We start from the raw sequence: 14,166 nt of genomic DNA, 5'->3' as shown, positions 1-14,166 counted from the left end.
CCAATAATCCATTCATGGGGAGATGCATCAATTTGCACTAACATGCCTTTTTGAGGTTTTCTTTTTCTTCTATGATGTGTCTTACGTTTACGATGCTTTTTAGGGCTTTTAATACCTGCCTCAGTTAGAATTCTATACACCGTAGGATAGCTTACCTGAATATTTTCATGTTCTTCAATTAATTCCTGAAAATGATTAAAATTAGCCTCCTTATATTTTGTCTGTTTAAGTTTAATAATCAAATCTCTAGTTCCATCCGATATAGCATGCTTTGGTTTACGGCCTCTGTTTTTATGGATAATGAACGCAGGTCCTTCTTCTACAACTCCTTTCTTTAACCTTAACACTTGGCGTTCACTTAAGCTTAAAATCTCAGCAGCTTCTCGAATAGTTATTACTTTATCAACTGTTTGATTAATGACTCTAAGTCTAGTTATTTCTTTTTGAGTCATATTAAATATCTCCTCTCTCATATATGACATTTTATCAGAATGAATTTAATATGACATTATCATAGAATAATAATAATATTATACCCAAAGGATTGACATAGTATCAAATTAAGAATATAATATACGAAAAATAACCATTAATTTTTATATATATTGTCCATATATCCTACCAAACTTCGACAAAATGTTTGGTGTTTTTTAAGGATACGACTTTTTTAGACATTATTTTCATAAAATTGTCTACTTTCAATCTTGTTTAATAATTAAATTTTGTCCTATAGATCCTTTCACATGAAGGATTTATAATATATAAATATCTAAAGGAGGGAAAGTCTTGAAAAAAAGAATTTTAGCTTTACTTTTAATCGGTTTATTAGTAATAAGTGTTGCTGGTTGTGGTAAGGAAGACACAGCAACAGGAGGAGAAACTGAAGGGGAAGAAGTAGGATTTAAAATTGGACTAGTTACCGGTACTGTGTCCCAAGGGGAAGAAGAATTTCGTGCAGCTGAAAATGCAGTAGCTACATACGGCAGCGATGTAATAAAACATGTTACCTATCCCGATAAATTCACCCAGGAACAAGAGACCACTATAGCCCAAATTACAAGCTTGGCCGCTGACCCTGATGTTAAAGCAATAGTCGTCCTTCAAGCTGTGCCAGGTACGGCTGCAGCCTTTGACAAAATTAAAGAAACTAGAGACGATATATTATTCATTGCCGGGGTACCCCATGAAGACCCTGAAACTATTGCACCAAGAGCGGATATTATTCTTGAAACTGATAATATTAAACGAGGAGAAACAATAGTGGAATTGGCTAAGGAAATGGGAGCAAAAACTTTTGTTCACTATTCCTTCCCTAGACATATGTCCTATGAGCTACTTGCTCAAAGAAGGGATGTAATGAAAGAAACTGCTGAAAAGTTAGGCCTTGAATTTGTGGAAGTTGATGCACCAGACCCAACAGGAGATGCAGGTATTCCAGGTGCTCAACAGTTCATGATTGAAGACGTGCCAAGACAAGTTGACAAATATGGTGAGGATACAGCCTTCTTCAATACTAACTGTTCTATGCAAGAACCACTGATAATGTCTGTAATAAATACAGGAGCCATCTACCCAGAGCAATGTTGTCCAAGTCCTTACCATGCTTATCCAGGTGCTCTAGGAATTGAAATTCCTGAAGATAAGGCTGGAGATGTGGCCTATATGCTAGAACAGACCCATGCAAAAATTGAAGAAGCTGGTGCCTCTGGAAGGTTTGCTACTTGGAAGGTGCCTGCCAATATGGCCATGGTAGAGGCTGCTGTAGAATATGCTATTTCCTATGGTAAAGGCGAAGTAGAAAAATTTGATAAAGACAAAATGGTAGATATATTGAAAGCCGTTACTAAAGACGACAACGTTCCAGTAAGTGAGCTAGAGGGAGCTCCAAATTTCCTAATGTTTGTAGCTGGCTCTGAAATATTTTAAATAGAGAGGTCGTTATTACGACCTCCTTCTTCTTAAACTAAGGAGGGATTAAATGGAATTACTCCAAATGGAAAATATTACAAAATTATATGGTGAAAATCGTGTTTTAAATAAAGTTTCCCTATCCATTAGAGAAGGAGAAATACATGGTCTTGTAGGAGAAAATGGAGCTGGAAAATCTACATTGATGAATATATTATTCGGAATGCCAGTAATCCATTCAACTGGTGGGTTCGAGGGTGAAATATTCATCAATGGAATACCCTTTAACCCAAAGTCTCCCGAAGATGCCATGAAGGCTGGAATAGGTATGGTTCACCAAGAATTTATGCTGATCCCAGGATTTAGTGTTACTGAAAATATTAAACTCAATAGGGAAAGAACTAACCCCACTTTGTTGAGTAAAATATTTGGCAATAAATTAGAAAGGTTAGATTTAAGCCTTATGGCAAAGGATTCCCGACAAGTTTTAGACAAGTTAAATATGACTGTAGATGAGTATCTACCTGTAGCAGGCCTACCAGTTGGATATATGCAATTTATTGAAATTGCCAGGGAAATCGATAAGGAACAATTGAAGCTTTTAATATTAGATGAACCAACGGCAGTTCTAACTGAAACTGAAGCCTCTCAATTTTTAGATGTAGTCAGAAAGCTTTCTGAAATGGGTATATCCATATTATTTATATCCCATAGATTGGATGAAATAAAAGAAATAACCCATTCTATTACCATCTTGAGGGATGGCGAAATGGTGAAAACTATAGGAACCGACAAGATAAGTATTGTGGATATAGCTAGGTTAATGGTAGGTCGAAATATCGATATGGTTAAAGCAAAAGATGAGGAAAGAGATATTAAGGATGAATATATATTAGAATTAAAGGATTTTAAGGTCAATATGCCCGGCGAAAAAGTTAAAGGTTTAGACTTAAAGGTTAGAAAGGGAGAAATTTTAGGAATTGGTGGTTTAGCTGGCCAAGGCAAAATTGGTATTTCTAATGGAATTATGGGGTTATATGAAACTTCAGGAACCATAATCAAGGATGGAAAGGAACTGCCTTTAAACAACCCAAGGAATAGTTTAAATTCTTCTATAGCTTTTTTATCTGAAGACCGAAGAGGAGTGGGACTTTTATTAGATGATCCAATTGATTTTAATATTGCCTTTTCCAGCCTAGAAATTCAAAATAAGTTTTTAAAGAAGATCGGGCCTTTTAATTTAATCGATAATAGAACTGTTAGAGAACATGCTCTGAAAATGATTGAAGAATTGGATATTAGATGTACAGGGCCTAAACAGCATACTAGATACCTAAGCGGTGGTAATCAGCAAAAGGTCTGTATTGCTAGAGCCTTAACTTTGGAGCCAAATTTGCTACTGGTATCAGAACCAACTAGAGGCATCGATATTGGGGCTAAAAAACTGGTATTGGACACTCTGGTTAAATTGAACCGGGAGCTAAATATGACCATTATCATCACCTCTAGTGAATTAGGTGAACTTCGTCAAATATCCCATAGGATTGCCATTATATACGATGGTAAGGTGAAAGGAATCCTTCCACCTGATGCCTCAGATGAACATTTTGGACTCCTAATGGCTGGAGAAACCCTAGATAAGGTGGTGAATTAGATGAATAGTTTAATAGAAAAAATTGGCGTTCCTCGACTCATTATCGCCCTATTCTTGATTGGATTGATATTAGTAGCCGTATATCTGAAAATCCCCTTATCTAGTTTGATTACAGATATATTGGTTCGTTTTGGAATGAATGCTATATTGGTATTGGCTATGATCCCAGCTGTCCAATCTGGTATTGGTCTTAATTTCAATTTACCACTAGGTATTGTTTTTGGGTTGATCGGAGCCTTAATTAGCATTGAATTTAAATTATCTGGATTCTTTGGTTTCATCGTTTCCATATTAATAGCAGTACCATTGGCAGCTATAGCTGGCTATTTCTATGGGAAGATGCTAAATAGGATTAAAGGGCAAGAAATGACCGTTGGAACCTATATTGGTTTTTCTGTAGTTTCTTTAATGTGTATATTTTGGCTAGTAGCCCCTTTTAAAAGCCCTGAATTAATCTGGGCCTATGGTGGTAATGGCCTCCGTGTCACCGTATCCTTAGAATCATCTATGGCTCATGTATTAAATAATTTTTGGTCTTTTAAAATTGGCAATGTTAAAATCCCTACTGGATTATTATTGTTCTTCGCTCTTTGTGCCTTTATAGTATGGATTTACAGCAAAAGTAAAAAAGGCTTATCTATGAAAGTTGCTGGTAGCAACGCCAATTTTGCCTTATCTAACGGTATAGATGTGGATAAAGAAAGGGTCTGGGGAACTGTAATTTCTACTGTACTGGCTGCTATTGGAATAATAGTTTATAGCCAAGCCTTTGGATTTTTACAGCTATATAATGCTCCCCTTTATGCTGCTATGCCAGCGGTAGCTGCCATATTAATAGGTGGTGCATCTTTACATAGAGCAAAAATAATCCATGTAATAATTGGGACCCTACTGTTCCAATCTCTTTTAGTTGTTGCTTTACCCGTTATAAATGTATTATCTGAGGGTAGTATGTCTGAGGTAATAAGAACAATTGTCTCCAATGGAATAATCCTCTATGCTCTAACTAGACCAGGAGGTGATACAGCGTGATAGTGCCTATTATATTTTTAATACTATGTGTTGCAGGTTTCTTCTTTACTGGACTTCCTGCTACCTTCTTAATGAATGAGATGGTTATCCGTCTTGCTCGAAATTTAATCCTGGTTCTGTCTTTGATAATTCCAGTTATAACTGGAATGGGACTAAATTTTGGAATTGTCCTAGGAGCTATGGCAGGGCAAATTGGTTTGATAGTAATTACCAATTATCATATTGGTGGAGGATTAGGATTATTTCTAAGCTTTATCATCTCTACCCCTATTGCAATACTATTTGGATTTTTAGTAGGTAAAGTATTGAATAAGGCTAAAGGAAAAGAGATGATTACTAGTATGATTTTAGGTTTTTTTGCCAATGGAGTATATCAACTGATATTTTTAGTATTAGCTGGTACTTTAATTCCTTTTAGAAATAAGAATTTGCTCTTGTCATCAGGTATAGGCCTTAAGAATACAGTAGATTTAGCAGGGATAAGATATTCATTGGATAAGCTAATCCCCTTCCATAAAATTAATTTAGGCTTTTTCCAGTGGCTATCTAGATATCCAATAGCCACGTTAATACTAACACTATTATTATATTTATTGGTTAACTATTTTCTAAAAACCAAACTAGGCCAAGATATGAGAGCCGTTGGCCAGGATATGCATATTGCAGAAGTTTCCGGTATAAATGTGGATAAAACTAGGATTATGGCTATAATCATATCTACTGTTTTAGCTGCCTGGGGACAGATCATTTTCTTGCAAAATATAGGAACTTTAAACACCTATGGTAGCCATGAACAGGTGGGATTATTTGCTGTAGCCTCCCTTCTAGTAGGCGGTGCCACAGTGGACAAAGCTTCTTGGAAGGAAGCCTTAATCGGTACCTTCCTATTCCATCTATTGTTCATCATATCACCATTAGCAGGGCAAAACTTAATGAATAATGCCCAAATCGGCGAATACTTTAGAGTATTTGTAGCTTATGGGGTCATCGGTGTAGCATTATTATTACATGCTTGGGAAAAGGAAAAAGCCCGGTTATCAATTGACGATTCTTGACAATGCACAATTATAAAAGCAATTAAAAAACTGAGACAGTATAAAGAGAATCTAACTCTTTATACTGTCTTTATAATTTAATTAGTATTTTTCCTCTTTTATCAATGCAGGAATCTTAATATTAGTATATAATATATAATAATTAGATATTAATAATGATTATATACTTTCTTTGGAGGGCATTATGAATAATAAATTAGATTATGAGCAAATACAAACTATTCAAGAGAATACAACGAGAAAACTTATTAAATATATAAATGAATTTGTGAAAAGAGATAGGATTTTAGACTCTATAGAATTTTACTACCCCGATTTCGATGAACAAAAGACTAGAATTGCATTTAATGTATGGATTAGTATAGATTATAAGACTAATTATGGTAAATCCTTTATTGAACATATGTTGGAGGAAAAATCTTCCTATCTTACTAGTCTGGAAAAAGAAATATTAATTGAAAGAAACAAATCCTTTATATCTTTATTCGAAATAGAAAAGATTGAAGGTTATTATGTCTATATCATAGATCTGTTGACTAGGAAAAGACATACTATTTGGGAACCTAATATATCCAGTATCCTCAAACCATCAGATCTTATCTTTGGCAGAATAGGTAGAATAATCGATTATAAAGGTTTTATTGGTAATATTAGTTTTCTACCAACGACTGTTAAGGATCTATTTATTGGGGAAATTTTTATAGATTATAATAGAATTAGATTCAGATTTCCTGAACTATCTATAGATAAGTACCTAAAAAGATATAGTATAAATGTCTATAGGATTTATACAGAATGTGTATATGAAGTAATGGATATGGATGAGGATATTACCAATAACCTATATGATGAGCTAGATGAGTTTGAAAACTATTTGCAAAACTATATGTCACGCCTGGAAATAAAAAGGCATGTTACTAATTTAATCAATCTATTTGAATATTGTTTAATGGAAGAAGAATTGTCCCTTTATGATTTGGACCAGTTGGATATTGAATATCTTTTAAAAGCAGCTATAAAAGATGGATTTATTTCTACCCAAAGGGAGTTTAGCTCTTATATATCCACATTAAAAAAATACTTAGGCTTTTTAAAAAATAAGAATCCAGTTTATAGGGAAACATATAAAAAAATACTTGAAATAAGTAAAAATCGATTTTTATATATTGATAATTCTAAAGAGATTAAATCTCCGTTTGACATCAATAGAAATATTGTTAATGGAATTAACAATAGACTTAACGAAGATGCCTTTGACTTTATCATGGATTATGAAAAGTTCCTATTATATATAATGAGCAATCCTTTAGAAGTAACGGCAAAGAAAAAATATATTAGAAGAAAACATTTATTGGAGTTAAACGATATAATGGAATACGGGGAAACCATTAACAAAAAATCACCAAACCAGAAAGATTTCCCAATGCTCCATCTATTCTATAGGTTTTCTCTCCACAATCGACTATTAAAATTAAGGGGAAATTATCTGTCAGTGACTAAGATAGGCTCTAATTTTCTAAGGCTTAGCGATGAAGAAAAATATAGCCTATTCCTCCAGTATGTTTGGAATCAGGATTTTGTGCCTTATAATAAAAAAGATTCAGAATCCGATAAATTAAATCCTATTAGAAAAAATCTGTTAGAATTGTTGGCCAACTTAGAGGAAAGGGTATGGTATAATATTCATAACCTGTCCTCCAATACCCAGGCTTCCGAATTTCTGCTAAATATTTATAAGTATTTAGGAATGATGGGAATATTTGAGTATAGTCACTCCCCTACTTTAAATATCAGTATCACCTCCTTTGGAAAATTAGCTTTAAATATTCTTTCAAAAAAGGATAAAGACCATAAATGTAATGGCAAAATTATTTATTTAAACAGATAGTTTTTTACTATCTGTTTTTTTTACTAAACTTTTTAAAATTTATCCTTGACAAATGTAAAAATTGATACTATAATAAAATTGTAATCACTTCAATGTTGTTATGGTTTCAATTTTCATATTTAGGAGGGATAATCTTGGGAAGACTATAATTCCTTAAGGGAGGGAGGAATGAAGATGGGTTACACAAATGAAATGATTATTGACTACTTAAAAAAACATGATATCAGACCATCTACCATTAGGATTAAAGTATTAAATTATCTATTAAATAATAGAATCCATCCCACTGTAGATGATATATATAAAAATTTAATAGAAGATATTCCTACCCTTTCAAAAACCAGCATATATAATACACTAGACCTATTCTTGGAAAAAGGAGTTGTGAAGGTGTTGGCTCTTTGGGAGAAGGAATTAAGGTATGATATAGACACTAATTTACATGGCCATTTTAAATGTGAAAAATGTGGAAAAGTCTATGACTTCCCTATTTCTTCAAATATCCTTAGCCAGAATAAATTAGAAGGTTTTAAAATCAACGATAAAAATATCCATCTATATGGAATATGTAAAGAATGTAATAAATAATATAAGGGGGTAAATATAATGGAAGAAAAAAGAATGACTTTATTAGGTGAAAAATTTCCTTCTATGGAGGTTGTAACAACTCACGGAGTTAAGAAATTACCTGAAGACTATAAAGGAAAATGGTATGTGCTATTTAGCCATCCAGCAGATTTTACACCAGTATGTACAACGGAATTTGTTGAGTTTGCTAGGAGAGCCAATGATTTTAAGGAATTAAATACAGAATTAATAGGGCTTTCCATAGACCAAGTGTTCTCTCATATTAAATGGGTAGATTGGATTAAAGAAAACACTGGTGTTACAATTCCCTACCCTGTAATCGCAGACGATATGGGAAGAGTAGCTAGTAACCTAGGCATGGTACATCCAAATATGGGTACCAATACAGTAAGGGCGGTTTTCATAGTAGATGACAAAGGGGTAATTAGACTTATAATGTACTATCCACAAGAAGCAGGTAGAAATATTGATGAAATTCTGAGATCTGTAAAAGCATTACAAGTAGCTGATAAACATGGAGTAGCAGTACCAGAAAATTGGCCAGACAACTATCTAATCAAGGATCATGTAATAGTTCCTCCAGCAGCGGATGAAAAATTGGCTAATGAAAGAAAGGAAAAGATTAAAAACAAAGAAATAGAAGCCTTTGATTGGTGGTTTGTACATAAACCATTAGATAAATAAGGCAATTACCATCCCCTTTTGGTAGAAACACCAAAAGGGGAGTTTTGCATTTTGACAAAATCCTAAATAATACCTTATATCTATATATATATCTTCATCTTTCTAGTATAATAGTATATATACCATTATAAGGTGGGATAAAATTATGGATAATACAAGATTAAACCATATTGTAAGTAAAGTAGATGATATGCCAGTGCTACCTGGTAGAATTCACAAAATTATAGAAATTACGGAAGATCCAGATTCTACAATTGATGATTTAGAAAAGGAAATATTAAAGGATCAAAGTCTAACTTCAAAAATACTAAGGCTTGCTAACTCCGCCTATTACGGCTATCCACGGAAAATAAATACGGTTTCTCAGGCCACCATATTATTGGGTTTCCAAACAATCAAGAGTATGGCCTTAGCTTCTACCGTAAGTAAGATGATGGCAGGCGAATTAAAAGGCTATGCTCTAGAGAAAAACGATCTATGGACCCAATCCCAGACCTGTGCAATTATCTCAAGATATATAGCTAAAAAAATAAAAATAACCAATCCAGAAACTGCATATATAGCTGGTCTTCTTAGGGATATTGGTAAAACCATATTAAACCATTATGTAGAAAAGGAATACAATACAATAGTAAATAGGGTGGAATTCAGTAAAGTCTCCTTTTTAGAAGCAGAAGAAGAAATCCTAGGTTTCAACCATGCCCAAATAGGGGAAAAGATTGCAGAAAAATGGAATTTCCCAAAGGATTTAGTTGAAGCCATAGGTTTACACCACACTCCAGAAGAATCTACTATAGATCCAAAACTAGTTTCCATAGTCCATATAGCCGATGCCATTACAATGATTATGGGAATAGGTATTGGAGCCGATGGGCTAAAATACAATTTTTCTCCTTTTGCCCTTGATACCTTAAACTTTACTCCCAGTGACGTAGAACAACTAATATCCCTTTCCCACGATTTAATTATAGATAAGGATAGTTTTGATTTAATATAAATAATGAAAAACTCTCTGGATTTCTAATCCAAGAGAGTTCTTTTCATTATTTTAATTCCTTTAGTAATTCTATTAAATAATCATAGACCCTTCTTACAGAAGAGATGCTTACCTTTTCCCCAGGTGTATGAACATCTTCCATATCTGGTCCTATGGATATAATATCTAAATTAGGATATTTTTCAGCAAGTACCCCACATTCTAACCCTGCATGAATAACCGTCCTTTCCATTTCTTTATTAAACTTTTTCCTGTAAACATTTAAAGCTATATTCCTTAATTCTGATTCAGGATTATATTCCCAATGGGGATAAGCATTTCCAATGGTATACTTTCCATTGATTTTTTTCACTTGGCCTATTATTTTTTCTCTCAATTCTAATAATGGCTTTTCTGATGAACTTCTAGTAGATATTTGGATTGTTATTTTATCTTTTCCCGTATTAACTATAGCTAAATTGCTAGAACTTTCGACTATATTCTCATTTCCAGGTATCATCGTAAATACACCTGTAGGTAAATTTTCAAGAAGTAATACTAAAGAATTTAATACATCAGAAGTGAGACAATTAGATACCTCTTCAGCTTTTTCAATTATAATATCTATATTAGGTTCCTTCTTCTTATTTTGTTGTATTATATTATCTTTTATTTCTTCAAATTTATCCGTAAACAGGGACAATTCTGAGGACTTAATACCAATCTGGACTCTACTAGATCTAGGTATAGCATTATCCTTCGTTCCACCTTCCATTGATATAAGCTTCAAATCCACTATTTCCCTAATACTTTTCAATATTTCATTAATTATTTTATTTGAATTGCCCCTAGCTTTATGGATTTCCATTCCAGAATGGCCACCTTTAAGCCCTTTTACCTCTATGATAAATCCGATTAAATCTTTAACTTCTTCATATTCTATGGGAATTTCAACCTCTACTAACTCTCCACCAGCAGAACCGGTTACAAGGACTCCTTCTTCCTCTGTATCTACATTGATTAACCTTGTTCCTTTTAAAACATCTTTCGATAATCCAAAGGCTCCATCCATTTCAACTTCCTCTGATGAGGTTACCAATAATTCAATATTAGGGTGTTCTAAGGTGTTATCTTCTAATAGGGCTAAGCCCATAGCTACTGCTATTCCATTGTCGGCACCTAAGGTAGTTTTGTCAGCCTTTATATAGTCCCCATCTACAATTAATTTAATAGGATCCTTTTTAAAATCATGATCACTATTGCTTTCCTTTTCACAAACCATATCCATATGCCCCTGAATAATAACTCCTGGTGAATTTTCGTATCCTGGAGTAGCTGGCTTTCGTATTATTACATTTAGAGCATCATCTTGAATAGTTTCAAGCTCTAATCTTTCCCCTATACTCTTAATATAGTTACTAATATTTTCTTCATCATAAGTACACCTTGGAATTTGTGAAATCTCTTGGAAATAGTGAAATACCCTTTTTGGTTCTAATTTTTTTAATATACTCATAAATTCCCTCCATTTTTATAGTCAATATCTATTTTGAAATAATAACCTTAATCCTTTCTTGGACTAAGGTTATTATTTTTTTACTTACTATTATTTTCAATGATCTTTACAATCAATTTAGAGGCTAATTTCATAGACTCTATGGGTATCAATTCAAATCTTCCATGAAAATTATATCCCCCAGTAAATATATTAGGACAGGGAAGTCCCATATAGGATAATCTGGCACCATCTGTTCCCCCTCTAATAGGTTTAATAATAGGCTCAATACCAAGTTCTAACATGGATTTTTTAGCAAGCTCTATTATTTCCATATGGGGTTCTATTTTTTCTTTCATATTATAATAGCTGTCCTCTATTTCTATAGTTATTATATCTCCATATTTCTTATTTAAAAAATCTACAATTTCCCTAAATAAAGCTTTCTTTTCCTCAAATTTTTCCATAGAATGATCCCTAATAATATAGTTAACCACTGTATAGTCTACATTTCCTGTAATATCATCTAATAGATAAAATCCTTCATATCCTTCTGTATATTCGGGTTTTTGTTCTACTGGCAACATATTTTCAATTTCCATAGCTATTCTAAGAGAATTTATCATCAGATTTTTAGCTGATCCTGGATGGACATTTTTACCTTGAATTTCTATTCTAACGCTGGCTGCATTAAAGTTTTCATATTCCAATTCGCCTAAAGGTCCTCCATCTACAGTGTAGGCAAAGTCTGCATTAAATCCTTTTACATCAAAAAAATCTGCACCTCTACCAATTTCTTCATCTGGCGTAAATCCGATTTTAACATCCCCATGTTTTATTTCTGGATTTGTTATTAAATATTCCATAGCATCCACAATGGCAGCTATACCAGCTTTATCATCTGCACCAAGTAGAGTTGTGCCATCTGTAGTTATAATCTCTTTTCCTACCAGTTCCTTTAAAAAGGGAAATTCCTTTTGACTCATAGAGTATTTATCATTTAATTTAATATCCCCACCTTCATAAGTAAAAATTTGGGGATTTATGCATTTCCCATCTAGGTCAGGACTAGTGTCTAAATGTGCTATAAATCCTATTGTAGGTACCTCTTTATCCATATTAGATTTTAGAGTAGCATATACATAGCCATTTTCATCTTGCTTTACATCATCAAGGCCTATTTCCTTTAATTCTTCTACTAATAGGGCTCCTAATTCTAATTGTCCCTTTGTGCTAGGACAGGTTTCCGAATTTTCATCAGATTTTGTGTCTATGGAAATATACCTTTTAAACCTTTCAACAATTTTATCCATATAATCTCTCCTCTCTTAATGAAGTTTTAAACTTTTGAGGATTTTATATTATAGTCTGCAATACTAACATTAAAATGGAGAACCCTCCTACTATACCCATTAAGGGCAGTATGAACTTCAACCATTTATCATAAGTTACATCTACCATCTCTAGAGTTGCTAAAATCAATCCTGTTGGCGTTATAAAGGCCATCCAGCCTTGACCCCAGTTATAAGCTGTAACCACTATATCTCTAGATAATCCTACTGTATCGGCTAAAGGTGCCATTATAGGCATGGACAAAGTAGCTAAGCCTGATGAAGATGGTATAAAGAATCCTAATATACTAAATAACACCATTTGAACTGCTGCAAAGAACCCTGAATTCATATTCTCTATAATTGATGAAGTATAATATAGTAATGTATCGGAAATCATTCCATTATCCATTACTATATTAATGGCTCTAGCAACACCTATTATTAGAACCACACCTATTAAATCTGCTGCTCCTTCTAAAAATGTATTAACTGCTTCCTTTTCAGAAAGCCCAGATAGGAATATTATTATTAAAGCAACTGCAAAGAATAGTGCAGACATTTCTGCAAACCACCATCCACCAACGGATACTCCCCAAATCATCAATGGGAATGCTCCTAAGAATACTAATAGTATTAATATTCTTCTCCAATTGAAGGGTACCACATCCTCAGGATTGTAGTCTTTTAAAAACCTTTCCTCTATTCTATCCATATCGTCATGAATTAAAGAATTTTTTGAATCCATTTTTACCTTTTTAGCATACCGATATATATATACTAATGTTATAATTGAAGCTAAAATCAAAGCTACGATACGAATTACTAGTCCTTCATTAAAGGAAATTCCAGCTGCATTTGAAGCTATAACTACCGAAAAAGGATTTACCGTTGAAAACATTGTTCCAATGGAAGAACCCATATATATTGCAGCAATACAAATTATGGCATCATATCCACTAGCTATAAATATAGGCATTAATATAGGATATAAAGCTATAGTCTCTTCTGCTAATCCAAAAGTAGTTCCCCCTAAAGCTATTAAGGCATAAACTACTACCACCAATAAAAATTCTTTTCCTTTAGTCCTCTTTGACAATGCAGCAATACCTGCATCAAAGGTTCCAGTTTTATTAATTAATCCAATAATACCTCCGAGAATTAGAACGAATACCATGATATCCACCGTATCCATAACTCCCTCTACTGGAGACATTATAGTTGGTAAAAGTCCTTGTGGTGATTGCTCTATATTCTTATAGGTATCTGGAATTGCTATAGGTTTTCTAATTCCACCTTCTGTAAACTTTTCCAAATCCATATTTATATTTAAACTGTCCAAGGTCCCTTGGCTAGCAGGTAAGGTTGTCGTATTACCGTCCTGATCTGTCTTTATAAAAACATTTTCCTCTGCATCGTATTCTAATTTTTCATATAATCCTGCCGGAACTATATAAGTTAGTATAGATGCTAATATCAACACTATAAATAACACTGTAAAAGCTGTAGGAAATTGACGTTTTTTCTTATCTTTCTTTTTGCTTGTCATAGGTTC

General features: G+C 33.4%; 12 protein-coding genes. 8 read left to right on the top strand and 4 right to left on the bottom strand.

Translation table 11 applies throughout. The features are described from left to right. On the bottom strand, nucleotides 1–452 hold a 452-nt coding region (locus tag CUL_RS19115; RefSeq protein ID WP_236616435.1), incomplete at its 3' end, for a helix-turn-helix domain-containing protein. Between the two features lie 334 nt (nucleotides 453–786). Between CUL_RS19115 and CUL_RS0106265 the strand changes: the two genes are divergently transcribed. The 8 genes from CUL_RS0106265 (at nucleotide 787) to CUL_RS0106230 (ending at nucleotide 9,806) form a co-directional block, all read left to right on the top strand. Then, nucleotides 787–1,926: a DUF3798 domain-containing protein gene (locus CUL_RS0106265; protein ID WP_005584504.1), complete on the top strand. Its 1,140-nt coding sequence runs from the start codon at nucleotides 787–789 to the stop codon at nucleotides 1,924–1,926. A 52-nt stretch (nucleotides 1,927–1,978) separates the two neighbouring features. Beyond that, nucleotides 1,979–3,562: a sugar ABC transporter ATP-binding protein gene (locus CUL_RS0106260; RefSeq protein WP_005584505.1), complete on the top strand. Its 1,584-nt coding sequence runs from the start codon at nucleotides 1,979–1,981 to the stop codon at nucleotides 3,560–3,562. Beyond that, on the top strand, nucleotides 3,563–4,594 hold the full coding sequence (locus tag CUL_RS0106255; RefSeq protein WP_025640850.1) for an ABC transporter permease subunit: 1,032 nt from the start codon (nucleotides 3,563–3,565) through the stop codon (nucleotides 4,592–4,594). Next, nucleotides 4,591–5,649 (top strand): ABC transporter permease subunit, encoded by a 1,059-nt coding sequence (locus tag CUL_RS0106250; RefSeq protein ID WP_005584507.1) that lies wholly within the window; start codon nucleotides 4,591–4,593, stop codon nucleotides 5,647–5,649. Before CUL_RS0106255 ends, CUL_RS0106250 begins: the two co-directional genes overlap by 4 nt. A gap of 184 nt (nucleotides 5,650–5,833) precedes the next feature. Then, on the top strand, nucleotides 5,834–7,537 hold the full coding sequence (locus CUL_RS0106245; protein WP_025640849.1) for a hypothetical protein: 1,704 nt from the start codon (nucleotides 5,834–5,836) through the stop codon (nucleotides 7,535–7,537). Nucleotides 7,538–7,711: 174 nt separating this feature from the next. Beyond that, nucleotides 7,712–8,125, top strand: coding sequence for a Fur family transcriptional regulator (locus tag CUL_RS0106240; RefSeq protein WP_005584511.1), 414 nt, complete (start codon nucleotides 7,712–7,714; stop codon nucleotides 8,123–8,125). A gap of 18 nt (nucleotides 8,126–8,143) precedes the next feature. Further along, nucleotides 8,144–8,809 carry a peroxiredoxin gene (locus tag CUL_RS0106235; protein WP_025640847.1) on the top strand — a complete coding sequence of 222 codons (666 nt, stop codon included), beginning with the start codon at nucleotides 8,144–8,146 and terminating at the stop codon, nucleotides 8,807–8,809. Between the two features lie 145 nt (nucleotides 8,810–8,954). Further along, nucleotides 8,955–9,806 (top strand): HDOD domain-containing protein, encoded by an 852-nt coding sequence (locus CUL_RS0106230; RefSeq protein WP_005584512.1) that lies wholly within the window; start codon nucleotides 8,955–8,957, stop codon nucleotides 9,804–9,806. Between the two features lie 46 nt (nucleotides 9,807–9,852). On the opposite strand, the gene CUL_RS0106225 is transcribed toward CUL_RS0106230, so the two are convergent. From CUL_RS0106225 to CUL_RS0106215, 3 genes are all read right to left on the bottom strand, one after another. After that, entirely contained in the window at nucleotides 9,853–11,301 is a 1,449-nt protein-coding gene (locus tag CUL_RS0106225; protein ID WP_005584513.1) for an aminoacyl-histidine dipeptidase, read from the bottom strand. 80 nt (nucleotides 11,302–11,381) lie between these two features. Next, a complete protein-coding gene (gene pepT / locus CUL_RS0106220; RefSeq protein WP_005584514.1) occupies nucleotides 11,382–12,593 on the bottom strand; it encodes a peptidase T in 1,212 nt (403 codons plus the stop codon). A gap of 43 nt (nucleotides 12,594–12,636) precedes the next feature. Further along, nucleotides 12,637–14,160 (bottom strand): YfcC family protein, encoded by a 1,524-nt coding sequence (locus tag CUL_RS0106215; protein ID WP_005584515.1) that lies wholly within the window; start codon nucleotides 14,158–14,160, stop codon nucleotides 12,637–12,639. Nucleotides 14,161–14,166: the final 6 nt, after the last annotated feature.

The organism is [Clostridium] ultunense DSM 10521 (assembly GCF_000511955.1).
Lineage (GTDB): Bacteria > Bacillota > Clostridia > Tissierellales > Tepidimicrobiaceae > Schnuerera > Schnuerera ultunensis.
Note: the sequence above shows the minus strand (reverse complement) of the source record. Positions and strands in the feature narration are given on the sequence as shown.